Here is a 25,931-nt window from a genome sequence, read left to right on the forward strand (position 1 = left end):
TAGTGATTGATTCAACCATATTAATGATTTTATTACCATCCGGGCAAAAGAAAAAAACAGACCTTCCCTGCTTTTAAGGTATGGTTAATATTAAAAAAACTAGTTAATGAAGATTTTATTTGAATGGTTGAATTTTATTACCTTTTTCAGGGAACCTGGGTTTTCACCCAGAGATGCAGATCACGATAACTTGCATTGATACGATCAAATCCGGTGACAGAGTCAGAAGGGATTGTCTCATTAAAGAGCAGAAATTCAACCCTGTTATACCCTGTTTGTGAAGTAGTCAGATTATAGGGCAATATTGTTGTCTCATTATGAGCCAGAAATACAGGAATCTGGTTTTGACGATCCATGCGATTAATTGTTGAAGTATTGGTTTGATCATTAAACTGCATATTTACCAGATATGTTTCAATCATGTAGGTTACATTTCGGTATTCATGATTTCCGACCCCGATAAACATAGGATATTCGGTGCCAGTAAAAAGAACATTGGGATAATCAGCAGCCATTTTTTTCTCGCCCAGAATAAAAAATTCTGAAAATTTTTCTCCTTCTTTGGGTACTAGAATGACATATATCGTTGTACCTATTGCCCCTATTATTGCAATAAGCAGAATAATTGAGAGAATGCGATCCAGCCTTGATGATTCTGCAGAAAAGAACTCATTCTTAAATTCCCTTATCACAATATGGAAGGGTATCGTAAGTCGTTGTTCTACTGGCAGTAACACACGGCGATATTGTGCAATACACAGCATCGCTATCGTAAAAATAATAAGGGAAATAACAATTGGATCCAGTCTGATTCCCCAGGGAGTGTAGTTGAGTCCCAATCCAATCAGAGGAACTACTGCAATAGAAAGCCCAAATGATAGAGCAACACGCTCTATCATGTCAATATCATTTCTATCAGGAAACAGGGCTGCAATCAGTGTATACCCGGGAATGAAAAGAATCATGGGAAGAGCAACAAATGGCCGGACTGGTGAGGTGTTTATTAGTGGGAGATAAATCACTACACAGGTGAAAAATAACCAGAGCAGAATCAGTTTGATATCAGGAAACATTTTTTCTTCAAAAAAAGCTACAAATATTTTCTCATACCAGGGATCCCGGGGTTGCAATATACCCATGGTCAGATATTAGTGTCTAACCCTAAAAAACCGTCCTAATCCTGATATCTTAATTTGGATTTATTATCTCTATTCCTTACCAAAATTATTCCAGAAAACTTTTTCTTCTCATTATATAACTCTCTCAAACTGTTCTTGATCCCGGCCATTCAGTATTATTACGAATTACTCAATTATTGAAAATAAAATCATATCCATCGTTTTGTACCATTGCCTAAAGATATTAATTAGGCAAAAGTAATAAAATAATTACTTTTAAAAATTAATTTCCATATACAACCCAGAAATTATTTTAAAACATGTATATTATCAGGTTTATATTGCCTATTAGTAAAAAAAATAATTGCCCAAAGATTCTATTGCATGGCAAATATTCATATACAGAATTTGTTGACAATAACACATGTCACTTCAGTCAGGATTTTTTACTATTGAATATAAAAGACTCCGGGTTGGAGTCTTTGCATTATTACTAATTTTTATAATATGCAGCATTGGAGGCATGGTTTCTGCTGCCAATCCGGGGTATGGATATTTCAAAGTTGACTCAGCACCCCAAACTGGAGAAGTCATATTTGATGGTAAATCTTATGGATACACTCCAGCCTTGATTCAGGTGAATGAGGATTCCTCTCCATCTCATGAAGTAGTTGTAAAAATGGAGGGATATGAGGAATATTCCCAACAGATCTCGTACAATCCAGGAAGAGGACAAACGGTTCCAATTTCCCTGGATGCCAGCCATACACTTGATCATATCGGGGAATTTTTAAGTCGCCAGTGACTATCAGCACTCCTGACTGATTAACCATCATCAATTTATATGATATATTTTTGAAAAAAGGCAGTATGTATATTTTTATCCGGAATTAGGAATTTGTTGAAGATAATAAAATGATAATAGATATTATTCAATGTAATGTACATTCACACCACATAGCAGTTCAAAAAATCCTTCATTTTATTTTTATTATTTTCTCATGTTCACTGGTATGTGGCACATGTTTTGCTGAAAACCAGACGGCAGTGGACCTTTATACCCAGGGAAACAATCTCGCAAAAAATAGCAAATATCCAGAAGCAATTGAATTATACGAAAAAGCAATTTTAATTAATCAGAGTTATCTGGATCCCTGGATGGGAAAAGGGAATGCTTATCTAAATTTAAAGTTATTTAACGATTCTATAGCAGCATATGATAAAGTCATTGCAATAGATCCCAATAATATCCAGGCATGGAATGGGAGAGGAAACTCCCTGAAAAATATAAACAATTTTGAGGATGCACTTACCGCATATAACAAAGTTATTACAATTAATCCGAACCTGACTTCAGGCTATATCAATAAGGCAGGAATTCTTCAAAGTTTGAAACGATACAATGAGTCCATTCCTCTATATAATCGGGCTATCGAACTAGATCCAAAATCATTGTCAACATACCTTAATAAAGCCAGTGCAATTCAGAAATTAAATAAATATGATGATGCTCTGGCGGTATATGATCAAGTGCTGGCTCTAAATTCAAGTTATAGCCCTGCTTATACCGGGAAAGCGGGGGTTCTTTCAACACTAAAAAAGTATAACGAAGCATTAGATGTTTATGATCATGTTATAAAAAACGATTCAAAATCAATATGGGCGTGGAATAGTCGGGGAGATCTTCTCCAGACGCTTAAGCGATATGATGAAGCAGTCAGTTCCTATGATCATGCTATTGCGTTGAACGAAACAAATGCTCCTGTATGGAGGAGTAAAGCAAAATGTTTACAAATCCTGAAGAGACCCACAGAAGCAATGACTGCTCTTGATCAAGCACTAGCAAATAATCCAAATTATTTCGAAGCATGGATGGACAGAGGTAACCTCCAGTTGAATCTTAATAATTACCAGGGATCTCAGCAATCATTTGATCAGGCAATCAAAATCAATAAAAACGATACTTCTGCCTGGAATGGAAAAGGTCAGGCATTGATGGGATTAGAAAAGTATAACGATGCAACAGATGCATTTAGTCAGTGTCTCTCAATAAATCCAAATCTGACAAATGTCCGGAAAAACCTTGAACAGGCTCAGTTTAAGATGTTCCAGATCACAAAAAATAGTACATATAATACATCAAACACCCCGGCATCAGGTAATTTTTCAAAGGAAACTGCTTCAATCCCTTCACAAGTCACTGATTCACCTCAACCTCATCAGAAAAATGCAATATTTGATCTGATAGATCTTTTTTTTGGGAATAAGCCTGTTATACCAAAAGTAAGGAGTGAGGATTCACCAGATATTCCAAATCAGGTACGGCTTGTATTACCAGTTGATGTTTCACTCCAGAATAATACTTTTCTGATAACAGATCAGGGGAATCATAGTATTATCATATCTGATTATTCCGGAAACATCAGACTCATTATTGGTGGACCCAAACAATCAGATCTTTTCACCGAGGTGACAAGTGCAACATTAGATAAACAGGGGAATATTTATGTTCTTGACGCCGGAGCAAATAAAATATTCAAATTTGATGCCTTGGGTAACATGTTAATTTCCTGGGGATCTCAGGGATCAGATCCAGGTCAATTTAAAAATCCCAGACATATTGACTATGCACCACGTTCTGATTCGCAGGAAGGGATACTTTCTGTCGCTGATTCAGGAAACAACAGAATTCAACTTTTTGATCTTAATGGAGAATATCTCTCTTCACTCATCACATTGCAAAAGTCTGATAGTTTCACTTCCAGTGAACCGCATCTAAATCAAAGTAATAATGTAATTGAAAATCATTCATACAAAAAAATTATTCCAGAAGAAAAAGCAGTTCCCGCTCTTGCTGAACGAAATTTCAATGTACGCATCAAAGATACTACATATCCTCTATCAGTAATCGTTGATAGAAGGATATACCTGGGTGCACAAAATTGCAAAAATCTGGATGTAAATATCACGAGTAAAAATCCTGAACAATGGATCCATCTTTTAGAAGGAGCCCTATCAGATCCCACAACCATTGATACAATTGAAAATATTTCATCCCTCCTTGAAAAATGTTCAGTAGAAAATCAACTTACCGATAGTGAAAACCTCGATCTTATCACAACTTTTATTCAACAGATACCTTTGGTCAATGAACCTAATACAAGGTATCCTGTTGAAGTTCTTCATGACAAAAAGGCGAGTTCACCAGATAAGGCCATATTTTTATACGGGCTTCTCTATAAAGCAGGATATGATGTTGTTTTTCTCTCATACCCGGGAACAAACCATTGTGCTGTAGGGATACGATCTGATAAATCAGTCAATAAACCCGTAATGAAAGAATATACGATTGATAATATGTCATATATCTATGTGAACCCGGATAATCCGGATATTATTGGTAGGATTAACCCATCATTGAACAATATTGATCCCTTTATACTACATATTCTCCCACAGGATTCAAAACATTCTCTCATTCTCCCAGAGAGAGAGAAAAGGCTTGCCATTCTTGAGACATTGAATTCTTCGGTTGAAAAGAAAAAATTCTTGGAGGAAAACAGGGGAAAATACAGCAGTGCAGCAAAAAAACAAGCTCAGACAGACTTGGATAAACTCAAATCTGTTACAACATATGTTGAAAGTAATACATGGAATACCGAAGGAATATCCATGCGATTAAAAAATTCCAAAGTTGGAGATATTCAATTAATGTTTGGAAGTGAATTCAGATCTTAAATTTTCTCACTCTGGAGAATTTAGTTGAGTCATTATGAACATCTTTCAAAACACCATTGGTGCTGGTTTGGGAATTAAGGGTAAGATATAATGAAAACAAAATTAGTGTGTATAGCAATTATTGTATTAGGTTTACTATCATCTTGTGTTTATGGTGCAGAACTCAATATTTCTCAGGGAAATATTATCTCAAAATTACCATCACCAGTTGAATCACCCTCATCATCAACAATTACAGGATCAGATTATGTAAATCTGAAAACCATTGAGATTCCAAGTACTCCTGATAGTAAAACCCCGGTTATCAGATACACAAGTGATAATCTTCCTCCAACAATCAACGGGCTTATAGATCATATCGATTTCCAGACAACAAAAGATAAGAAAGGGCAGGTGTTTATTTATTTTAAACTCCCGGCCCCGGACGCTTCAGTTAATCAGTCCAGAGAAATTGGTGATTTCATTATCAATAGGAAAGAGTGGAATGGAGATCGATCTTTAGACTCAATACAAGCAGAAATCTATATTCACTGGGTTGCTGATTCTGCCCGGCCTCTGTTGTCAACAAATCCAGTTAATGAGCAGTTGTATAACCAGTACGTTATCGGAAGTAGTGACAAACGTCCAAGTCCAATTTACCCCACCCATTTAGGATATAATTATGAAGGGATGGATAAGACAAATCTGATGGATCAATTCCTCCTGACTCTGTAACATCAATCGTGGGCTTCAGGCATATTGCCAATAAGTCCTATCTCTTTTATAATAATTGTTCAGGTTTTAATATGAATAGAAAGACAGGCTTGATATTTATTTCATTCATATTACTCTTATTTTTTATAACTTTCCAAATAGTAACAGATATTCCCCTGTCTCCATTAGAAAAGGATACAAGTATGTATCACCCAATTTTTCTAAACAAGACAAATGATAACTCTGTTCCGGTAATGGAATATAGGAATCAGGAAATTCCAATTTCATTAAAAGGAACAATTGATCATATTGATTTTCAAATTACCAAAAAAAATTCAGGGCAGGTCCTGGTTTACTTTGTTCAAAATCCGGGATTCGTAAGTCTATCCAAATCACAACTCACATCAGACTTTATTGTCACAAGACCGGAATGGAGTGGAAATTATTCAGAAGAGTCAATTACATCAGTAATTTTTTTTCAATGGGCAGAGAACTCAATAAAAGCAGATCCAATTCTCAAACACTTTCTTCCGGTATATGAATACATTTTTCATGAAAAAAATTATTTAAAAATATTGCATCCGGTTTACATCAGCCAATGGTACAGAGGAGAGGAAAAACCCATAGCCAGATATTTTGGTATGGATTTTTCTAAAGAGATGAGTACATATGTGGATGCGATTGAATATCAAAATAATAATCGCGTAGATGCACAGATGTTAATTTATCTGAAAAATATCTGTGGATCAGCATGTTGGGAGTCTTCCAGTAAAATTGCTGACTATATTATGAGTAAACCTGAGTGGTCAGGTGACAGGACGAAACTATCTATTACTACTGAAATATTTCTTCATTGGGTAGCCAAAGATATCAGACCGGTGTTTCAGATTAATTTATTTACTAAGGTTCTGTACAGGCACCTCGTAATTGGAGATGGTGATAGTAGACAAAGTCCGGTATCTCCAATTCACCTTGGATATTATTATGCAGGACTTAATGAAACTCCGGTTATGGATCCATTCCTAAAGAGAATATAGATCATATTGCATGAACACAATATTACTTATTTTCGATAATAAAAGCAAAATTTTCAACATTTCTATTGCATGGCAAATTCTTTTATATTGATATTTCCAATTTCACGCAATAGTTATTATTAAAAAACTCAGAGAAATCACAATGAAAAAGAAATTCTTTTTAATTATCATTTTAGTCCTGTTCATTTGGATATTTGGTCCTGTCATTGCTGACAGACTTCCGGGTCAAGAACCAGAAAACCAAATTTTTAGCATTGATACTCTTATCGATGGAACCGGTGTTATTAAAGATAAATCTTCACTAAAATGGGAGATTTCCTCTAGTTATGCTATACCAACAGGCCAGTTATATCAAAATCAGTCCGTAGCAGAATCCATGTTTCTTGATAGCATTCTTACAAATGGTGGAAAGTTAAGTGAAAATAAAAATTTTGATTTTGATTCCAAGAGTAAAAGTAATGGGATGTATAATGTAGAGAATGCTAAGGTTCTCACTTATGCTAGTTCTCTTGGTGCCCATATGGTAGGAGAAGATGAATATACACTCTCTGTTGCAGGGAGATCGCTTAATTTGGATTCTGATATTAGATGCGTTTTTACAGATCGCAATCTTGTTCTCCCTTCATTTTGCAATATTGTGTCAACAAAAAGTAATTTAATTAATGTTAATACTGCTCAGGTTTCTTCCAAAGGTCAGATACGATCAGTTGGAAGTACAAATGTTACTAACGCAGGGTTAAATTTCCAACTTGCAGTATCCCCGGATGCAAATTCAGGTAGCGGTTTTGCAGATGGTATTGTAAAAACAATATTTGCTGGTAGCATTATGGAAGCCCGTGATGGTGAATACAGTTCCAATGAAGTTACCTGGAATAAAACAGCGGCTACGAATACCTGGAAAGATACAACTGAAGTTACCAGCGGAATCAAGAACATGCAGAAAGCATTCACATATCAATCAGGATTTAGAATCTAATAAAAATTTTTTATGTATTACAGTAGTGCATCTAATCAATAAGTTACAGATTTCATCTTAATACCATACTCAATTATTATTTTTAAAAATAATATTTTTTATATATGAAACTTAATAATTTTGAAAACTGACATGCCAAATATTGAAAATACAATTACTTCTGGAGAAGATGGTTTACTAATAACTTCACTTAAAATCCAATTAATCAAAGTTTCTTAATTAATTTTTATTTCACTTTAAATTACAACGAAAATATAATAAAAATTTTTTATTAAATGTTTTTATTTATGAATTTGCATGGCATATCCTTATATATCGATTATGGAAAATATGGCTTAAGTATATGATATCAGAGACAATTCTTGTTGAGTCTTCAATATCTAAAAATAAGAATGATTTTCACAATAATAGTAATTCTAATGTATCTAACGAGCATTTATCGATTCAGGATTTAGTTTTTCATCCACTACTTTCTCAGGAAAATACTGATATTTTTAAAGATAATCCTGATGATGAGATGAATATTGATAAGAAAAAAAATATCAATTCTGAAAATTTTTCATATCCTGATGTTTCCAGAGTATTAGGTTGTATAAATCAGGTTCTTAAGTTAACCCGATATACCCCCCCAAATATTTCTCCTTCTGGGAAAGCTCAAATATGTGATACAATTGCAATTATTCCAGCATATAATGAAGAATTAACTATAGGAATGGTTGTAATGCTAAGCCTTCAACATGTAGGGAGAGTTGTTGTAGTAGATGATGGTTCAATAGATCGCACTGCTGAAATTGCATGGTTATCTGGTGCTGATGTTGTTCGGGTTGAACCAAACAAAGGTAAAGCAAATGCTGTAAAGGTTGGGGTAGCAAGAGCCCGAGAAATCGGGTGTAATGCACTAGTTATGATCGATGCTGACGGACAACACAATCCAAGTGAGATCCCAGATTTACTTGATCCAATTCTATCTGGTAATGCTGATCTTGTTATTGGATCCCGATGCCTTAATGGTAATAGTCAAGAAATTCCATCATATCGAAGGTTAGGTCAGATAACACTTGACATTGCAACAAACCTTGAATGCTCATACAAATGTACAGATTCCCAATCCGGGTTCCGAGCACTTAGTAAAAAAGCCATTGACAAATTTGACTTTCCATCTGACGGATATAATCTCGAATCAGATATGCTCGAACATTATTCAAGGATTGGGCTAACAATAACTGAAGTACCTATTACAGTACGATACGAAGTACCATTCAAACATAAGAAGAATCCTCTCAGTCATGGTGCAGATATAATCACTCATATTATCGGGATAATAGGATATCGCAGACCATTACTATCTTTTGGAGTATCTGGATTTACATGTGCTTTATTTGGAATTATATTAGGGTTTTTTGCATTTGATCAATATTATTCAACAGGAAAGTTTGTATTTATTTTTACAATGTTTAGTGGTGTATCTATGGTTTTAGGATTATTACTTATCACAACGGGTTTGATTCTAAATTCTTTAGTAAAAATTGTCAAAATGGGAGATTTCTCCAATGCTCATAGAATTTAGAATCGTTACATAGCCTCTAAGAGAATTTAAGATTATAATTAATGAGATTATTGTCGGGTAATTGTTTACCACAGGTTATTATTAATTTATTGATATAAAATGATCACTATTATTCTAGGAACAAGACCAGAGATTATTAAAATGGCCCCGGTAATCAGGGCATGTAAAAAATATAATATTGCTTTTTCAATATTGCATACCGGTCAACATTATTCATATGAAATGGATCGAGTTTTTTTTGAGGACCTTTTGTTACCTCTTCCCCACTATAATCTGGATGTAGGTTCTGGTAGTCATGCAGAACAGACAGCATCATTAATGACTGGTATTGAACAGGTATTAGTTAATAATACCCCGGATGTTGTTCTTGTCCAGGGTGATACCAATACAGTCCTTGCCGGGGGACTAGTTGGAGCGAAACTCCACATTCCAGTTGGTCATGTAGAAGCAGGACTCAGGAGTTATGATAGAACTATGCCTGAAGAGATCAATCGGATTGTAGTTGATCATGTGTCAGATTACCTTTTTGCTCCAACAAAATTGTCAACCCATAATCTGATCAAAGAAGGAATTGAGGAATCAAAAATATATACCACCGGGAATACCGTGGTTGATTCACTATTTCAGAACCTGAAGATTGCTGAAGAAAAATCAGAAGTTGTTGAAAAAAATAGCCTTACTTCAGGAGATTATCTGCTTGTCACTGTTCATAGAGCTGAGAATGTTGATTATTACCCACAATTAAGTCGAATAATTACAGGTATTCAAAAAGTAAGTGATATCTATTCTCTTCCTGTAATTTTTCCAATGCATCCAAGAACTCAAAAAATGATTCAAAAATTTCGCATATCCACAGATGGCATTAAAGTCATTTCTCCGGTAAGTTATCTTGATTTTCTTAAACTTGAAAAAAATGCCCGAATGATCCTTACAGACTCAGGAGGTGTCCAGGAAGAAGCATGTATTCTTCAGGTCCCTTGTGTTACACTGAGGGAGAACACTGAAAGACCGGAGACTGTTGATGTTAAAGCAAATATCCTCGCGGGAAGTGATCCGGACAAAATAACCGCTGCTACCAAAGTTATGATTTCATCACATTCAGATTGGATTAATCCATATGGAGATGGAAATGCAGGAGAGAGAATTGTTGAGATTTGTGAATCTCATATATAAAAAAATTAGTTATATGACCTTCAAGATCAGGAAATTCCAATTATGAGTTCAAAAAAGATACTTGTAACAGGCGGCGCAGGATTTATCGGAACCAACTTAGTGAATGAACTTCGCTCCAGGGGCCATGATGTTATTGCTGCTGATATTGCAAATCATGATATTGACAGTTATATCAGAGCTGATGTAAAAAATTTTCGCCAAATTGAACGCATTTTTGATAAAAATAAATTTGATTATGTTTACCACCTTGCTGCAGAGTATGGGCGTTGGAATGGTGAAGATTATTATGAAAACCTCTGGCAAACCAATGTGATCGGAACGAAACATATGCTCAGACTACAGGAAAAATTAAAATTCAGGATGATTTTTTATTCCAGTGCTGAAGTGTATGGTGATTACACCGGTATTATGACAGAAGATGTCATGGAAATTAATCCGGTAAAAGATACCTATCAGATGAATGACTATGCCATAACCAAATGGGCAGGTGAACTCATGTGTATGAACTCAGCAAAGATGTTTGGTACAGAAACAGTCAGAGTGAGACCTGTTAATTGTTATGGCCCTCATGAACATTATACCCCATATAGAGGTTTTATTCCAAAATTCATATATCAGGCTCTTCATAATCAACCGTATTCAGTTTTTAAGGATCATAAACGGATAATTGATTTTGTTGAGGATTCGTGTAGAACCTGGGCAAATATTGTTGACAATTTCATTCCAGGTGAAGTATACAATGTCGCCGGAAGACCAGAGTGGGAGAGAGATATCAAGCAATATTCTGACTTAATCCTGAAAGAAATCGGCATCAATGATTCTTTGGTTACATATCATGAATCTGAACCATTTACGACCAAGATTAAAACAATAGATTGTACAAAAGCAATTAAGGATCTTCATCATAACCCACTGGTAACTCCAGAAGAAGGTATTAAGCGAACTGTTGAATGGATGAAATGGTTTTACCGTATCTAGGGGAAAAACGATGAATGATATAAATGAAGGATTTGAAGACAAGACGATATTGGTCACCGGAGGTGCAGGAGCAGTAGGTGGAAACTTAGTCAGAGCATTAGATGCACTTGATACCAAGAAGATTATAATTTTGGATAATCTTTCTTCTTCTTATGTCTGGAACATCCCTAAAAGTCCAAAAATTCAGTTTATACAGGGTGATATACTAAATGATGAAAACCTAAAATGGGCATTCCGTGAGAAACCCCAAATTGTATATCATCTTGCTGCTCATTTTGCTAACCAGAACTCTGTAGATAGCCCTGAAAAAGACCTTTTGGTAAATGGATTAGGAATTCTAAAAGTTCTCCAATATGCACAACTTGGATCAGTAGATCGGTTCGTATATTCCTCTTCAGGTTGCGGAGTATATGGCCTAGATTCAAAGATGCCTTTTGAAGAACATGATATCTCTATTCATCTCCATACTCCTTACCAGGTTACAAAACTTCTCGGAGAGTTATACACGAATTATTTTTATAATATGTATGACCTCCCAATTGTAAATGCACGTTTTTTTAATTCATTTGGGCCTGGGGAAGTCCCAGGTAAGTATCGTAATGTAATACCAAATTTCTTTTACTGGTCAATGAAGGGGTTACCACTTCCAATCACCGGAGATGGTACAGAAACACGTGACTGGACCTATGTTGGGGATATTGTAAATGGTTTACTTGCAATGGGAGTACAAGAAAAAGCTATTGGTGAAGCATTTAACCTTGGAGCAGGAAAAGAGCAACGTGTTATCGATATGGCAAATGCTGTGAACAACCTAACAGGAAATGTTGCCGGGATTAAATATACACAACGACGAGATTGGGACGTAAAAACAAGATTATTATCATGTATTGATAAATCACGCAAGAATCTGAAGTATAATCCGGTAATAGATTTTTCAAAAGGGTTAGAAAAAACACATGAATGGTTTGTTGAAAATTGGAATGATATAAAAAATTGTGCAGAATTTTCCTAATTAAAAAAATTGGTTTTTTTATGTGTGGAATATTTGGAATAGTGACAGAACAAAATTCTGTAATTTCTATATCTCTCGAAAAAATTATTAAAAAACTCTTTAAATTATCTGAGTCTCGTGGAAAAGAAGCATCAGGTATTGTAGTAAGATCAGGTTCTCAAATCGCTGTAGTTAAGGAACCAAAACCTGCGAAAAAATTAATTAAATCCAGAGAATTCGAAACATTATTAAATAAATATATTTTTGATGACATAAATAATAAAACTATTAAAAAACCTTTAGCAATTCTTGGTCATTCACGTCTCGTTACAAGTGGAAAAAGTGAACTCAATTCTAATAACCAACCGGTTATTAAAGATGGGGCTGTAGGTATTCATAACGGGGTTATTGTTAATGATAAAAAAATATGGGATACATACCCTATTATAAAAAAAGAATTTGATATTGATAGTGAAATAATTTTTAGTTTACTCCAGATGTATCGACACCAAGGCCTTAACATCATTGAAGCAACCAGATCCACTTACAGAGATATTGATGGTTCAGCATCAATTGCTACTCTCTTTGATGATATTGACGATTTATTACTTGCCACAAATACTGGATCTCTTTATATTTGTTTAAATATAAAATTTAATTTTTTAATATTCGCTTCAGAAAGAAATATTATAAACCAATTATTTAGATCCTTTTCATATCGCAATTTTTTTACTTCATCAGAAATTTTTCAATTAAAACCAGGTGAAGGTGGTATTATTCCACTATCACAGATAGGTTTTAAAAAGTTTGATTTTATTCAACCAGAATCTGATATTCAAACTTCCCCTTACCATGAGAAAATTGAGATTCTTAATTTATCTCCATCTTCTCCAGAAATAAAAAATCAAACCAGATTAAATTTCTTTATTTCAGACGGTATAAAAGATGTAATGCTTAATAATTGGGAGAACATCTTTTCAAATCACAATAACCTAAAACGATGTACAAAATGCATTCTTCCCGAGACAATGCCATATATTTCATTTGATAAAGATGGGGTCTGTAATTATTGTAGAAATTTTGAAAACCGAAATAACAAACTTAAAGGGGAGAAAGCATTGAAGGACCACGTAAAAAAATTTCAAAGTACTAATGGTGATCCTGACTGTATAGTTGGGTTTAGTGGTGGAAGAGACAGTTCTTTTGGTTTAGATTATATCAAAAATACCCTTAAATTGCATCCGATTGCATTTACCTATGACTGGGCTATGGTTAACGACCTCGCTCGAAGGAATCAAGCCCGGGTTGTAAGTAGATTAGGTGTTGAACAAATCATTGTCTCTGCTGATATAAAGAAAAAACGGGAAAATATAAGGAAAAATCTTCTTGCATGGCTTAATAAACCAGATCTTGGAATGGTTCCCCTTCTTATGGCAGGTGATAAACAATTTTATTATTATTTTCATAAGATAAGAAAACAGACAGGTGTAAAACAGTTTATATTCTGTGGAGGTCATGAAATCGAAGAAACACCATTTAAATACGGTTTTTGTGGAGTGGATCATGGTGTCAATTCGGTGATGAACTGCCTAACGGGGATATCACGTTTAAACAAGATTCGGATGATACTTTATTTTGCGAAGCAATATGTCACAAATCCGGGATACATTAATTCTTCCATTTTTGACACCCTTTTTGCTTATTACTGTACATATCTGCTAAAAGATGACTATCTCTATCTATACCATTATATCGAATGGGACGAGGACAAAATTGTCACAAGTATCAGAGAGAAGTTCGACTGGGAGGGCGTACCAGATACTTATGCTACCTGGAGAATTGATGATGGGACTGCAGCATTTTATAATTACATTTATCTTACCATGGCAGGGTTCACAGAGTTTGATAACTTCAGAAGTTATCAGATTCGTGAAGGAAAGATTACCCGGGATAAAGCAATGGAATTAATTAAAGATGAAAATAAACCTCGATTTGAAGCGATTGAGTGGTATGCAGAAGCGGTTGGGATTGATATAAATAAAACAATTACCGTTATTAATCAAGCACAGAAATTGCAAAAAAATATTTCAAAATGAGATTTTATGAAAATATTAATCATTCAGGATACTGACTGGATTCGTAGAAATCCATATCAACATACCCATCTAGCTGAACGATTAGTTCAGAAAGGCCATGAAATCCGGGTAATTGATTATGAAATTCTATGGAAAGATGAAGGAAAAAAGGAGTTATTATCAAAAAGAGAAGTTCATCACGTTTCCAGGATTTTTCCGGATGTAAATATTATGGTGATACGACCTCCAATTTTAAAAATATCCGTTTTAGATTATCTTTCGATGGTTTTTACTTATCGGTCAGAAATTAACCGACAGATCAAAGAATTTAAACCTGATTTAATCTGGGGCAATGATATTCTTACTACTTTTTTAGCATATCGTGCTGCAAAAAAAAATCGAATTCCAACGTTATTTTATTCAATAGATATAGATTATCGGTTGATTCCACAAAAGTATTTACAGCCGATCGGAAAAATGATTGAAAGTTGGAATATTCGTAATGCTGATTTAGTCCTTTCAATTAACGAAGGGTTAAGGGAATATACAATTCGGATGGGAGCCTCACAAGAAAAAACCGATGTGATACGAGCTGGGATAGACCTCAGCAAATATGATCCTTCGAAAAATGTCAGAAATGAAATCCGTATGCAATACGGAATTAAGAAAGATGATATTGTCCTATTCTTTATGGGTTGGTTGTATAACTTTTCAGGGCTTAAAGAAGTTGCACATGAATTAGCGAAAATAATAGAGAAATATCCCAACCTGAAATTATTTATTGTAGGGGATGGTGATGCGTATAATGATTTAATGATTATTAGAAAGAAGATGAATCTTCAAAAAAATTTAATATTAACAGGGAAACAACCTTTTGAAAAGATTTCATCATTAATTGCATGTGCTGATATTTGCCTTCTTCCTGCACATGATAATGAAATTATGCACGATATTGTCCCAATTAAAATGTATGAATATCTAGCGATGGGTAAGCCAATAATTTCAACAAAATTGTATGGAATTATGAAAGAGTTTGGAGACGGTCATGGTGTTATCTATGCTGATACTCCAAAAGACGTTTTAAAAGTTGTGCTCAACACCATTAATAATAGTAATTTAATAAAAGAAGGAAAAAATTCCAGAAAATTTGTAGAAAAGAGTAGTTGGACTGCAATCACTGACATTTTTGATGCTAAAATTAAGGAAGTAATATGAATATCCTTCAGGTAATTCCATATTTTAATCCAAAAAGGGGCGGAGATGTAAAGGTATGCTATGAAATATCTAAATACTTAAAATATTATGGACATAATGTGACAATTATTACAACAGACCTTGAATATAATGTAGAATTTGTCAATTTAGTTCAAAGAATTGGTATAAAGGTGATTAGTTTCCCAATTTTTTTAAATATAACCTTATTTTTATACACGCCATCTATAAAAAAATGGCTTTATGATAATATAAATACATTCGACTTAATTCATCTACATAATTATCGAACATATCAAAATGTAATTGTTTCTTCATACGCCAAAAAATATAAAGTTCCTTATTTAATACAAGCACATGGAGATTTACCATATTATACAAAGAAAATGCTAAAATTGATTTTCGATGTTAAATGGGGTCGAAATATATTAAAAAATGCCAATATGTCTATTGCACTTACAAATGATGAATTTAATTATTATATCAAAGAAGGAGTAGCCTCCTCTAAAATAATAATCGTCCCTAATGGATTAGAATTAAAAGATTATGAAAAATTACCAGTTAAAGGCACTTTTAGAAAAAAATTTAAACTAGTGAATGAGGATAAGGTTATTCTATATGTTGGAAGAATTCATCATAGTAAAGGATTAGATTTTCTAATTCGCTCATTTTCCATATTAGGAAAAAAAGACTCCACTTTTAAACTTGTATTAATAGGACCAGATTATGGATATCAGAAAAAACTAGTAAATTTAATAAATGAGTTGAATATTTCTAACTCAGTAAAAATAATAGGATATTTAAGTAATCTAGAAAAAATTCAAGCATTCATTGATTCGGATGTCTTTGTTACACCACGTTTTTATGGATTTCCGGTTACTTTTTTAGAAGCATGTATATGTAATATTCCCATTGTTACAACAAACTTTTTCGATCAACTTGAATGGATCAACAATTTTGTTGGTTATTCTGTAGATTATGATGAAAAAAAATTTGCTCTAGCAATTTCTAGTTTAATTGCTGACGAAAATAAGAGAATTGAATTCGGCCATAATGGCAAGAATCTGATTCTCAATAAGTTTAATTGGAAAACTATTGTTCAAGATCTATCAATAAAATACGAACAAATGATTACTAGATCGCCTAACCAATTGTGATTATAATGAATTTTTTTAAATTTAATATTGATCAGGCCATAAGAAATGTTCAGAATGATTTCCCATTTGGTCAAGAATATATGGATCCATTTAATCTAAAATATAAGTATATAATTTCAGAAATATTACAATTTGCACCTCCCCCATCTAATATATTATCTATTGGAGCGGGTCCTTGTGATCTTGAAGCAATATTAGCGGACATGTACTTCCAAGTCACTGCTATTGATGATTTAAACGATCATTGGCATTTATTAGGTAATAATCGGATAAGAATTAAAGAATTTGCTCAAAGACATAATGTAGATTTATTAGAATCTTCGGTAAAAGGAATAAAAAATAAAGATGAACAATATGATGTTGTTTTATTACTTGACATAATCGAACATATTGTTGGGAGTCCTAGAGAGTTACTAAATTATGCTATTTCTTCATTGAAACCAAATGGATTATTAATAATTCAGACACCAAATACAGCATCATTAAATCATAGAATTAAGATTATTTTTGGAAAATCAAACCAAGTTGACTTAAATTTCATTTTTTGGAACATTGGTGAATATCGAAGTCATTTTCGTGAATATACTCGCTTTGAAATGGAACAAATGTTATCTTTTGAAAATTTAATCAATATTAATTCGAAAATGAGAAATATATTACTATATCTAATTCCTCACAAAAGATTTTTGGAAAAAGTTGTGTTTATTACATATAGATTAATATGTGATTTATGGCCAAATTTTAGGGATAGCATTTTAATTAGTGGAAGGAAACCTTCAAATTGGTCTTCGATTGAACCATCCCTAAGCAAATTTTCTATTAGCTATCCTCATATAATTAAATATAATTATGATAATGAAACCGATGAAGATTATTTAATAAAATTAGCGGATAAAATATGAAAATTGTATTCATTTCAACTGGACTTATAGAACAAGATAATTACCCACATCCAAATCTTGGTGGACAAACTCAAATTTGGGGTTTGTCTAAAGAATTTGTCAAAAATGGACATGATGTAATAATAATTATAGCTGATAAAACAGCAAACATAACTATAGTTGATGGAGTAAAATTAATTGCAATTAACACAGGGATAAAGGATGAATTTTTCTTTGGAATTGTATCTCAATTCATATTTTCATATAAAATTATCAAACACATCATTAAGTTAAATCCTCATGTGATCATTTCTAGATTTCGTTATAGTGGATTTTTTTCGTCTCAACTGGATATCCCTTGTTTATTTATATTGGCGTCACCCGATGCATTAGAATATACAAAAAAAGTTAATGTAAAAGGAGGTTTTTTTAAGAAGATTTTTTTTTACTTTAATCGATTTATCGAATCTAAGGTCATGGCAAATTCTGACCAAATTATCGTATTAAACATATTTTTAAAGGATTATTTATCAAATTTTTACTCCTCAAATAAAGTTACATTTTTACCAAACGCAATAAATCCCAAAGAGTATTCTAATAAGGGTGATAACAACTTTATTCTTTTTGCTGGAAGATTTGATTGGAACAAACGCCCAGAGGTTGTAATTAAGGCATATTCACAATTAAATCCTAAATTGAGGCATAAATTCAGATTATTGATAGTAGGCAGAGCATGGGACAATTTTTACGAAAAAAAAATAAATTCACTAATTAATTCATTAAAACTTACAGAATCTGTTGAAATTATACCATGGCTCAAAAAACCAGAATTACAACAATTAATGGAAAGGTGCTCTGTATTAGTTGTGCCTTCATTATATGAAGTCTTTCCAAACGTTATTTTAGAAGCTATGGCATCAGAGAAAGTAGTAATTGCAAGTAATATTCCAGGAACTCAAGATATTATTATTAATAAAGTTAATGGTTTCTTATTTTCAAAAGAAGATATATTCGAATTAAAAAAAATATTACATATTGTATTATCAGACACCCTACTAAGAGAAAAAATTGGGAAAAATGCAAGATATTCAATTATCAATAAGTACTCTATCGACAAGATAGCATTGGAATATTTAGAAAATATAAAAAAAATTCCTAAGAAAACCATGTGAATTATTCCTCAAATCACTCCAAAACTACCAAAATGTAAATTTGGATAATTTTAATGGCAAATGACAAGATTCGGGAAAATATTTATTGAAAATCTTAATTTAGGAAACTGTATGAACTCAATTCAAATATGTTTAGTAATGTTTGGAGGTCCTTTCGACACCATATGCCATCGTATTGAACAGAGAATCAGGATATTTCAACACATTTCAACAAAATTTTATCTATTAATAGATAAAATGCCAAATACATGTAAAAATCTTTTAAGTTGTAGTATTATCGATTTAAATGTTAATTATCCAAATAATACTATCCACATTATCTCCACTAAAAATAGATTCTTTTTATATATGCTTTACTTACTATCACTGTTAAAAATGGTCAAATCTCTTTTTAAATATAAATCAGTAGATATTATCATTTTTTCTTCAGGAATTCCATTTATTCTACCTCTTATTATTCAATCAAGAATATTAAGAAAGAAGGTCATTGTAATGGCAGGTGGTTCTATTTTTTATTCATCTCTAATGGATATCAAAAAGAATCTATTTTATTTAAAAATTTTGCGCTTTTTTGAATTGTTGTGTTATTACTCAGTTACAACGATTGCAGTGGAATCAGAGAAATCAGAAAGAAATTTGAATCTTTATAAATTTAAGAATAAAGTTAAAATATTTGGTTCTTTTGTTTATATCGATACTGATAAATTTTCTCCATCTATTGCTTATGAAAACCGAAAATTTATTGTTGGATTTATTGGAGGATTTTTTAACAATAAAGGAATATTAAACTTTGTCAGATCAATTGATTATCTATCTAGTTCATCAAATAATATATCTTATTTAATCATAGGAGATGGCCCGATAAAAGAATCCGTGAAAGCTACAATTAATTCACAAAATTCTTTTAATCGGATACATTTAATCAGTTGGGTTTCGCATAATGATATTCCAAGTTTTTTAAATGAGATGCGTTTGTTAGTAGTTCCATCATATAGTGAAGGAATTCCAGCCATAATTCTTGAAGCAATGTCATGTGGAACACCGGTTCTATCCACATCTGTTGGAGGAATTTCTGATATTATTAAAGACGGCAAAAATGGATTCATTCTCGAATCCAATACTCCAGAATGTATTGCAAAAAAAATCGAAATTGCAATGAACTATTATAATATCCAAAAAATATCAAAAAATGCACGAGATGTTATAAAAAAGGAGTATTCATATAAAGAAATTATCCAACGATACGATATAATTATTAATAAAAATGGATGAACACTATGAAAAAATTTATGTCAAATAACGGACTTGTTTTCTTCATAATAATTTTTCTAGCAATTACTGATTTTGTAGTTACCCAGAACTATCTTTTTCTATGTCAAATTTTCGGCTTTGTGTTTTTAACGCTGATTCCTGGATATTTAATTTTAAAACTATTTAATATATCAAATATTGATACTACTAAAATTTTCTTATTATCCGTCGGTTTATCGATCTCTATTTTAATTTTCATAGGGATTTTTTTAAACACTATTTTCTCTCTTTTCGGAATTAAATTTCCTCTCTCAACAGTTCCAATATTAATTTCTTTTAATATTCTAATACTATCACTTATAGTTTTAAATATAATTTTTATTAAAAACTGTGAAATTAAAAGAACCATGTTTTCTTTTAAAGTTATTGATAAAACGCTTTTAATTTTTTGTTTTTTCTTATTATCAATAAGTCTACTCGCAGTTCAATATTTAAATTTATACTCTAATAATTTTTTATTAATTTTATTTTTTATATTAGTTTCAATTTTTATTATTATTTTTTCAATAATTAATAATAAAATAACAGAAGATTTTTACCCCATATATATATATATAATTAGTATATCGTTGATTTTAATTTATCCCTTAAGATCATCATATATTATTGGAATAGATTCTCACTCTGAATATTTTTTTTTCCAGACCACATTTATCAATCACTCCTGGGAAATTATTAATTATACTCTTTTAGATTCCTGTCTTTCAATAACTATTATTCCTACAATATTTGAATCAATTCTTCAAATAAATTCCCAAATACTGTTTAAATTCCTATACCCAATTCTTTTTTCAATATCTCCTCTTATTGTTTATATTATATCAAACAATTTTATTTCACGTAATTATGCCTTTTTTGCATCATTTTTCTTTATGAGTCAAATGACTTTTCTAATATCTAGTGCACAGTCTAGAACAGTAATCGCAATATTATTTTTTGGTTTATCATTAATGGTTTTGTGTTCAAAAGAGATTGAGTATTCTAAAATAAAATTACTAATTATAATATTTTCAATTATAATAATTTTTTCACATTATTCAACCTCATATATTCATTTAGTACTGTATGTTGGAGTAGCTTTACTCTCTTATTTTATAAAAAATAATCAAAAATATCATAGCCCAATTACCATAGCAACCATCCTTTTCTTATTTACTTTTATGTATTTTTGGTTTTCCATTATAACTAAAGGAGCTTTCAATGGTGCGATATCAGTATTAAATAATGTTTTTATTATCGATACATTCTTAAGTGAAAATACGAGAGCTCCAGAACTTGTTCAATTACTCGGAAAAAATCTTCAAGATCCAATTATCAGTGGACTAAATTTAATTATTCAGTGGTTAGTCTTAATATGTATCTATACAGGGATATTAATTTTATTTTTATTTTTAATAAAAAAGCAAATCGTACCAAAATTTTTTTTTGACAGACTACCTGATTTTAATTACTCTGCATTTTATCGAGAATTTATAATACTAGGTTTTTGTTGTGGGATCATTCTAGCGATTGTAGTGATTCTTCCAAATATTAGTAAATCATTCGATATTGCACGAACATTTACAATCTTAAGTGTCATTACATCGTGTTTCTTTGTTATCGGTGCAATTTTTTATTCAAATTTGTTCAGAGAAATTCTTATTTATAATAAAATTCTTACTCCAAAATATTTTGTTTCTGTAATTATTGTTTTCATTGTAACCTTAAATTTTTTGTTTAATGCAGGAATACCTCATCAACTTGTTGGACATCGCGATACCATCATATTTAATTCAGAAGGTGAATACTACAATCAAACGATTGTTCATGATCAAGATCATTATGGCTCAATTTGGTTAAAATCAAAAATGGATAACAATAATGGAATTACTACTGATCAAATGGGGAAAATTATATTGATGAGCCAAGCACTAATTAATCAAACAACCCAATTTTCGGAATTACTAGTCAATAGTAATCAACAAAATTATATTTTTTTTACACATTATATGACAAATAATAAAAAATTTTTAAATCAATGGAGAGAATCTTATCAAGATATTAAAACCTATGACCGGATTATTGAAATGAATAATAAAATTTATTCAACTAAATCTACTGAAATTTGGTTTAAAACGATGTAACAATTCAGACTGTATTTGCTCATTGAAAATTGCTCAGGTCCGCTCATTTAATTTTGCTCAGCCCTAAGTGCAATATCATCTTCCCATTATATAAATTCACTCCGAAGACAAACACAGAAGGGAGGAGACATCGCCCCCTCCCTTCATCCCTCCCCTGATTACGATATGCTCGGTGGGATGGATAAACATCCCACCTTCGCGAGGAGAGGTTATCAGGTTAGGATTTGCTAGCCCTTCTTCGATAACTCGAACCATTCATATTAACAACTATTGCGCGATGGGTGATCCTATCAAGCAGAGCAGCAGTCAACGTTTTATCATGGAATACTTTTATCCACTCAGAAAAAGGTAAATTCGTTGTAATCACCGTACTCAGTATCTCATATCTTGCAGCAAGGATCTGAAACAACAACTCAGCACCCTCAAGATCGAAGGTGATATAGCCAAGTTCATCCAGGATCAGAATATCAATCTTCTTTAACTGCTTCATCAAGAGGGTGAATCTCCCTGCTCGTTTGGCTTCAAGTAATTCATTCACCAACCCTGCGGCGGTTTTAAAAATCACTTTATAGTTATTCTCACAAGCACAAACTCCTGTTGCAATAGCCATGTGTGTCTTTCCGGTTTCAGAATTACCAATTAACACGACATTCTTCGTTTCCTGAATAAAGTTGAGTAGTTTTAGATCCTGCAGAATCCTTTTCCCATCATCAGGTAATGCCTCTACTGATAACTCCTCAAATCTCTTTTGAGTCGGAAATCCTGCAAGTTTCAGTGTTCGTATCTGACGGTTTGTCATCCTGATTTTCAGTTCGAACTGACAAGCGTTTGTCAGAATAGAAATTGTATCCGGATCAGAATCATGCTGATTCTGGATAAATTGGTAAACACCGGCAATATGGAGTTGTTTACATAGATTTTCGAGTTCCGGTGTCATGCTGTACACTCCAACACCTGATCATATACCCTTGATTCCCGGGAACACATAACGATGGAAAAAGATCCGAGAGGGATACGAAGAAATTTATCTAAATGAAGATAATATTATAGAGATTAGAAAATTGCACCTAATCGTTATGTGTGCTAAAAATACATAACGAGGATAAAAATTTTAATCCCCTATAATCAATCATTTTTTAATTCTGCAATCAATTTTAAGAATTTACTTCCTCACTCGTTACAGATTTCCGGGAATCCAGGAATTAAAGATAATATTATAGAGATTAAAAAATAGCATCTCATCGTTATGTGTGTTAAAAATACATAACGAGGTTAATAATTCAAATCCCCTATAATCAATCTGTTTTTAATTCTGCAATCAATTTTAGGATTTTACCTCCTCACTCGTTACAGATTTCCGGGAATATAGGTTGCATGGCATATCTATATAATCTTAAGATGGGAAAGAAAAATTAGAGTAAGGATAAGATATGACTCATATATTTCCCAATTCTCTAATTTTTATTATTAAAACCTTTGATTTTAAAACTTGTAAGGCATGGAATGAACATAAATAATTTCGATGATGGAGGATGATTCTTTGTCTTGAGTAATAGGATATAACTGATTCAATTCACATTTTATATCTTAAATTTTCGAGAATATTTACCGAATTAATTATGAGATAAAAAAACTATCTAAAAAGTAATCATTGGAAGGACCAAAATTGTTGACAATGATTCTAAAATTAGTTTATTTCACAATTTTTGGTAATTTTGGTTTCTACAAAGGAATGTATATTGTTATGAAAATCAATGAAATGACTAATTGTTTAGAATTTAATCCAGATATATTCTACGCAAACTATCCAACAAAGGTAATATTACGTCCAGGATATCCGGCAAGAGCCCAATTTAAAAGTACTTTGATGTGGGATTTGTATAGCAATCAAATTATGAATTATTTAGATAATAATTGTGAACACTATGCGGATATCGGGGGATGTTTCGGTTTTGGAGCAAACTCTATGGCTTATCAAATATTTCGATCACAAGGAAGATATCCTAAAACAAAAGTATTTGAAATTCATGAAGATTATATAAACATTGGAAAACAACTTTTCCCGTATATTGACTTTATTAAAGGGGATTTTAGGCATTATTATGAAGATCCCAAACAATTTGATCTGATATCAATGTTTGATATCATTGAACATATATCTAACCCAGAGACCTTTTTATATAAGGTAGCAAAAAGAACTAAATTATTATTAGTAAAAACGCCTCTTGAAACAAATGGTGACTGGTTTGGGGGAAAACCTCCAAATATCCAAGGATATGAACATTCAGATGGACACATTAATTTTTTTACTCCATCAAAATATATTCAATTATTAAATAAAAGTGGGTTCGAAATAATTAGTGGAAAATGTATAAAATCGATAATTCCTCCTAATGCTCATAATATCCTTAATCCAGAAACAGAACTCAAAACACAGACTTTTTTCACAAAGGGAATGCGTTTATTTGTAAACTATGCACCGTTCTATTTTACTCGCAAATTACTTGGAGGGGGAGATCATATCTGTTTAGCCAAATCTATTTATTTATAATTCTAGTACGGCGATTTCAAATTAACATAACTATGTCAAAATAACACCCGAGGGGTTAGGATCCATCTTGTATGACCACTTGAATATTACAGGTTCTTGGTTTAAACTATCAATATAGTTAGATAACCGTAGGATGATTTCTTCCTTCGATTTCACTCTTATTCCCCTTAATACTGATCGAGAGGTCTTACTAAAAAAGGATTGTAAACGCTCACCCGATCTTGATCAGGGGTTTATAAAGCCGCGCTCATTCGTTTTTGATCACCCTATTATAAAGTAAAACGAATAAATCCCCTCGGTATGTGAGGTGGATATTTGAGGTGAAAACGATGGCAGAGATCCAACAAATCGTTGCATCTTACAATAGATGCGGCCCATATAGCCAGGTTGCACGGGAGTTCCATATCTCTCGTAACACGGTAAAGAAGTATGTTCTCCGGGTAACTGAGGTTAGATCGGGTCTTCGGGATGAGATCCTTCCTTCAAATCGTGAAATATTTCAACCTCCCCGGGTTGTGACAGATGAAATCCTGCTCCTCATCCGCACTCTCCTCGAACAAAACCTGACCCATCCTAGAAAACAGAGGATGAATGCAAGGCAGATCTTTGACCAGGTTATTCAAAGTGGTTACTCGATCAGTTACACTACCGTCAAACGAATCATATCCTCATGGAATAAATCCCATTCTTCACGAGATGTGTATATTCTCCAGGAACCTGAACCCGGTTATCGAGCTGAATTTGACTGGTGTAAAGTCAGTCTTCAAATCAAAGGAGTCTGGACGAAAGTATCCATGGCAGTCATGGTCCTGACTTACTCGTTATTCCGATTCGCCCGACTCTATTACCATGAGACCCAGCAAGAGGTTATCGATGCCCATATTCAGTTCTTTACCGAGATTCAGTCAGTTCCCCGGTACATCTACTATGACAATCTTAAAGCAGTCTATGATTATTCACGGAAGAAGTTCCAGGATACATACCTTCAATTTGCATCTCATTACGGCTATTCCTATGAAGTATGTAATCCTGTTTCTCCGCATGAAAAGGAACAGATGAAGAGAGCGTCAGTTATATCCGAAGGAATGCATTCGGAGAGAGAACCTCATTTGAATCATTCGAAGAAGCTCAACAATGGCTCATTGCAGCTCTTAAGCGAATAAATAGTAAAAATGTAT

21 protein-coding genes are annotated in these 25,931 nt (G+C 32.6%); 18 read left to right on the top strand and 3 right to left on the bottom strand.

Annotation, left to right across the window (positions count from 1 at the left end; translation table 11 throughout):
• Positions 1-146: 146 nt before the first annotated feature.
• Positions 147-1,139, bottom strand: coding sequence for a DUF1616 domain-containing protein (locus tag DK846_RS07285; RefSeq protein WP_109968258.1), 993 nt, complete (start codon positions 1,137-1,139; stop codon positions 147-149).
• A gap of 403 nt (positions 1,140-1,542) precedes the next feature.
• Here DK846_RS07285 and DK846_RS07290 point away from each other — a divergent pair, with 403 nt between their 5' ends.
• The 15 genes from DK846_RS07290 to DK846_RS07360 all read left to right on the top strand — a co-directional run bounded on the left by DK846_RS07290 (position 1,543) and on the right by DK846_RS07360 (position 20,040).
• Complete coding sequence (locus DK846_RS07290) at positions 1,543-1,923, top strand: PEGA domain-containing protein (RefSeq protein ID WP_109968259.1); 381 nt, start codon at positions 1,543-1,545, stop codon at positions 1,921-1,923.
• A gap of 242 nt (positions 1,924-2,165) precedes the next feature.
• A complete protein-coding gene (locus tag DK846_RS07295) occupies positions 2,166-4,856 on the top strand; it encodes a tetratricopeptide repeat protein (RefSeq protein ID WP_181391669.1) in 2,691 nt (896 codons plus the stop codon).
• 90 nt (positions 4,857-4,946) lie between these two features.
• Positions 4,947-5,570, top strand: coding sequence for a hypothetical protein (locus DK846_RS07300; protein WP_109968261.1), 624 nt, complete (start codon positions 4,947-4,949; stop codon positions 5,568-5,570).
• Positions 5,571-5,752: 182 nt separating this feature from the next.
• On the top strand, positions 5,753-6,586 hold the full coding sequence (locus tag DK846_RS07305) for a hypothetical protein (RefSeq protein ID WP_146201172.1): 834 nt from the start codon (positions 5,753-5,755) through the stop codon (positions 6,584-6,586).
• Positions 6,587-6,728: 142 nt separating this feature from the next.
• Positions 6,729-7,562 (top strand): hypothetical protein, encoded by an 834-nt coding sequence (locus DK846_RS07310; RefSeq protein WP_109968263.1) that lies wholly within the window; start codon positions 6,729-6,731, stop codon positions 7,560-7,562.
• A gap of 343 nt (positions 7,563-7,905) precedes the next feature.
• The gene (locus DK846_RS07315) at positions 7,906-9,129 is read left to right on the top strand and encodes a glycosyltransferase family 2 protein (protein WP_219970667.1); all 1,224 of its coding nucleotides are present in this window, start codon (positions 7,906-7,908) and stop codon (positions 9,127-9,129) included.
• A 99-nt stretch (positions 9,130-9,228) separates the two neighbouring features.
• Positions 9,229-10,302, top strand: a complete 1,074-nt coding sequence (wecB, locus tag DK846_RS07320; RefSeq protein ID WP_109968264.1) for a non-hydrolyzing UDP-N-acetylglucosamine 2-epimerase — start codon at positions 9,229-9,231, stop codon at positions 10,300-10,302.
• A gap of 42 nt (positions 10,303-10,344) precedes the next feature.
• Positions 10,345-11,280 carry an NAD-dependent epimerase/dehydratase family protein gene (locus tag DK846_RS07325; RefSeq protein WP_109968265.1) on the top strand — a complete coding sequence of 312 codons (936 nt, stop codon included), beginning with the start codon at positions 10,345-10,347 and terminating at the stop codon, positions 11,278-11,280.
• Positions 11,281-11,290: 10 nt separating this feature from the next.
• Positions 11,291-12,292: an NAD-dependent epimerase/dehydratase family protein gene (locus DK846_RS07330; RefSeq protein WP_109968266.1), complete on the top strand. Its 1,002-nt coding sequence runs from the start codon at positions 11,291-11,293 to the stop codon at positions 12,290-12,292.
• A 41-nt stretch (positions 12,293-12,333) separates the two neighbouring features.
• On the top strand, positions 12,334-14,367 hold the full coding sequence (locus tag DK846_RS07335; RefSeq protein WP_245926491.1) for a hypothetical protein: 2,034 nt from the start codon (positions 12,334-12,336) through the stop codon (positions 14,365-14,367).
• 6 nt (positions 14,368-14,373) lie between these two features.
• Positions 14,374-15,561 carry a glycosyltransferase family 4 protein gene (locus tag DK846_RS07340; protein WP_109968268.1) on the top strand — a complete coding sequence of 396 codons (1,188 nt, stop codon included), beginning with the start codon at positions 14,374-14,376 and terminating at the stop codon, positions 15,559-15,561.
• On the top strand, positions 15,558-16,715 hold the full coding sequence (locus DK846_RS07345) for a glycosyltransferase (RefSeq protein WP_109968269.1): 1,158 nt from the start codon (positions 15,558-15,560) through the stop codon (positions 16,713-16,715). The genes DK846_RS07340 and DK846_RS07345 overlap by 4 nt, the downstream gene beginning before the upstream one ends.
• Positions 16,716-16,720: 5 nt before the next feature.
• Positions 16,721-17,617, top strand: a complete 897-nt coding sequence (locus DK846_RS07350) for a class I SAM-dependent methyltransferase (protein ID WP_109968270.1) — start codon at positions 16,721-16,723, stop codon at positions 17,615-17,617.
• Entirely contained in the window at positions 17,614-18,768 is a 1,155-nt protein-coding gene (locus tag DK846_RS07355) for a glycosyltransferase family 4 protein (protein WP_109968271.1), read from the top strand. The genes DK846_RS07350 and DK846_RS07355 overlap by 4 nt, the downstream gene beginning before the upstream one ends.
• A gap of 111 nt (positions 18,769-18,879) precedes the next feature.
• On the top strand, positions 18,880-20,040 hold the full coding sequence (locus DK846_RS07360) for a glycosyltransferase (RefSeq protein ID WP_181391670.1): 1,161 nt from the start codon (positions 18,880-18,882) through the stop codon (positions 20,038-20,040).
• A 103-nt stretch (positions 20,041-20,143) separates the two neighbouring features.
• On the opposite strand, the gene DK846_RS17630 is transcribed toward DK846_RS07360, so the two are convergent.
• Positions 20,144-20,428: a hypothetical protein gene (locus tag DK846_RS17630; protein ID WP_181391671.1), complete on the bottom strand. Its 285-nt coding sequence runs from the start codon at positions 20,426-20,428 to the stop codon at positions 20,144-20,146.
• A gap of 523 nt (positions 20,429-20,951) precedes the next feature.
• On the opposite strand from DK846_RS17630, the gene DK846_RS17635 reads away from it, so the two are divergent.
• Positions 20,952-22,202: a DUF2206 domain-containing protein gene (locus tag DK846_RS17635; RefSeq protein WP_181391672.1), complete on the top strand. Its 1,251-nt coding sequence runs from the start codon at positions 20,952-20,954 to the stop codon at positions 22,200-22,202.
• Between the two features lie 217 nt (positions 22,203-22,419).
• Here DK846_RS17635 and istB read toward each other — a convergent pair whose 3' ends face one another.
• Positions 22,420-23,139: an IS21-like element helper ATPase IstB gene (gene istB, locus DK846_RS07370; RefSeq protein ID WP_109968274.1), complete on the bottom strand. Its 720-nt coding sequence runs from the start codon at positions 23,137-23,139 to the stop codon at positions 22,420-22,422.
• Between the two features lie 807 nt (positions 23,140-23,946).
• Between istB and DK846_RS07375 the strand changes: the two genes are divergently transcribed.
• The gene (locus tag DK846_RS07375) at positions 23,947-24,753 is read left to right on the top strand and encodes a class I SAM-dependent methyltransferase (protein WP_181391673.1); all 807 of its coding nucleotides are present in this window, start codon (positions 23,947-23,949) and stop codon (positions 24,751-24,753) included.
• A gap of 329 nt (positions 24,754-25,082) precedes the next feature.
• The gene (istA, locus tag DK846_RS07380; protein ID WP_109968276.1) at positions 25,083-25,916 is read left to right on the top strand and encodes an IS21 family transposase; all 834 of its coding nucleotides are present in this window, start codon (positions 25,083-25,085) and stop codon (positions 25,914-25,916) included.
• Positions 25,917-25,931 lie beyond the last annotated feature (15 nt).

It is taken from the genome of Methanospirillum lacunae, from assembly GCF_003173355.1.
Lineage (GTDB): Archaea > Halobacteriota > Methanomicrobia > Methanomicrobiales > Methanospirillaceae > Methanospirillum > Methanospirillum lacunae.

Bases quoted from the DNA above. Each gene is read 5' to 3' on its own strand.
- wecB (WP_109968264.1), top strand. From the start codon at position 9,229: ATGATCACTATTATTCTAGGAACAAGACCAGAGATTATTAAAATGGCC.
- DK846_RS07360 (WP_181391670.1), top strand. From the start codon at position 18,880: ATGAACTCAATTCAAATATGTTTAGTAATGTTTGGAGGTCCTTTCGAC.
- DK846_RS07310 (WP_109968263.1), top strand. From the start codon at position 6,729: ATGAAAAAGAAATTCTTTTTAATTATCATTTTAGTCCTGTTCATTTGG.
- DK846_RS07375 (WP_181391673.1), top strand. From the start codon at position 23,947: ATGAAAATCAATGAAATGACTAATTGTTTAGAATTTAATCCAGATATA.
- DK846_RS07330 (WP_109968266.1), top strand. From the start codon at position 11,291: ATGAATGATATAAATGAAGGATTTGAAGACAAGACGATATTGGTCACC.
- DK846_RS17635 (WP_181391672.1), top strand. From the start codon at position 20,952: ATGAGTCAAATGACTTTTCTAATATCTAGTGCACAGTCTAGAACAGTA.
- DK846_RS07350 (WP_109968270.1), top strand. From the start codon at position 16,721: ATGAATTTTTTTAAATTTAATATTGATCAGGCCATAAGAAATGTTCAG.
- DK846_RS07300 (WP_109968261.1), top strand. From the start codon at position 4,947: ATGAAAACAAAATTAGTGTGTATAGCAATTATTGTATTAGGTTTACTA.
- DK846_RS07315 (WP_219970667.1), top strand. From the start codon at position 7,906: ATGATATCAGAGACAATTCTTGTTGAGTCTTCAATATCTAAAAATAAG.
- DK846_RS07340 (WP_109968268.1), top strand. From the start codon at position 14,374: ATGAAAATATTAATCATTCAGGATACTGACTGGATTCGTAGAAATCCA.
- DK846_RS07325 (WP_109968265.1), top strand. From the start codon at position 10,345: ATGAGTTCAAAAAAGATACTTGTAACAGGCGGCGCAGGATTTATCGGA.
- DK846_RS07285 (WP_109968258.1), bottom strand. From the start codon at position 1,139: ATGGGTATATTGCAACCCCGGGATCCCTGGTATGAGAAAATATTTGTA.
- DK846_RS07355 (WP_109968271.1), top strand. From the start codon at position 17,614: ATGAAAATTGTATTCATTTCAACTGGACTTATAGAACAAGATAATTAC.
- istB (WP_109968274.1), bottom strand. From the start codon at position 23,139: ATGACACCGGAACTCGAAAATCTATGTAAACAACTCCATATTGCCGGT.
- DK846_RS07290 (WP_109968259.1), top strand. From the start codon at position 1,543: ATGTCACTTCAGTCAGGATTTTTTACTATTGAATATAAAAGACTCCGG.
- DK846_RS07345 (WP_109968269.1), top strand. From the start codon at position 15,558: ATGAATATCCTTCAGGTAATTCCATATTTTAATCCAAAAAGGGGCGGA.
- istA (WP_109968276.1), top strand. From the start codon at position 25,083: ATGGCAGAGATCCAACAAATCGTTGCATCTTACAATAGATGCGGCCCA.
- DK846_RS07305 (WP_146201172.1), top strand. From the start codon at position 5,753: ATGTATCACCCAATTTTTCTAAACAAGACAAATGATAACTCTGTTCCG.
- DK846_RS17630 (WP_181391671.1), bottom strand. From the start codon at position 20,428: ATGGTTCTTTTAATTTCACAGTTTTTAATAAAAATTATATTTAAAACT.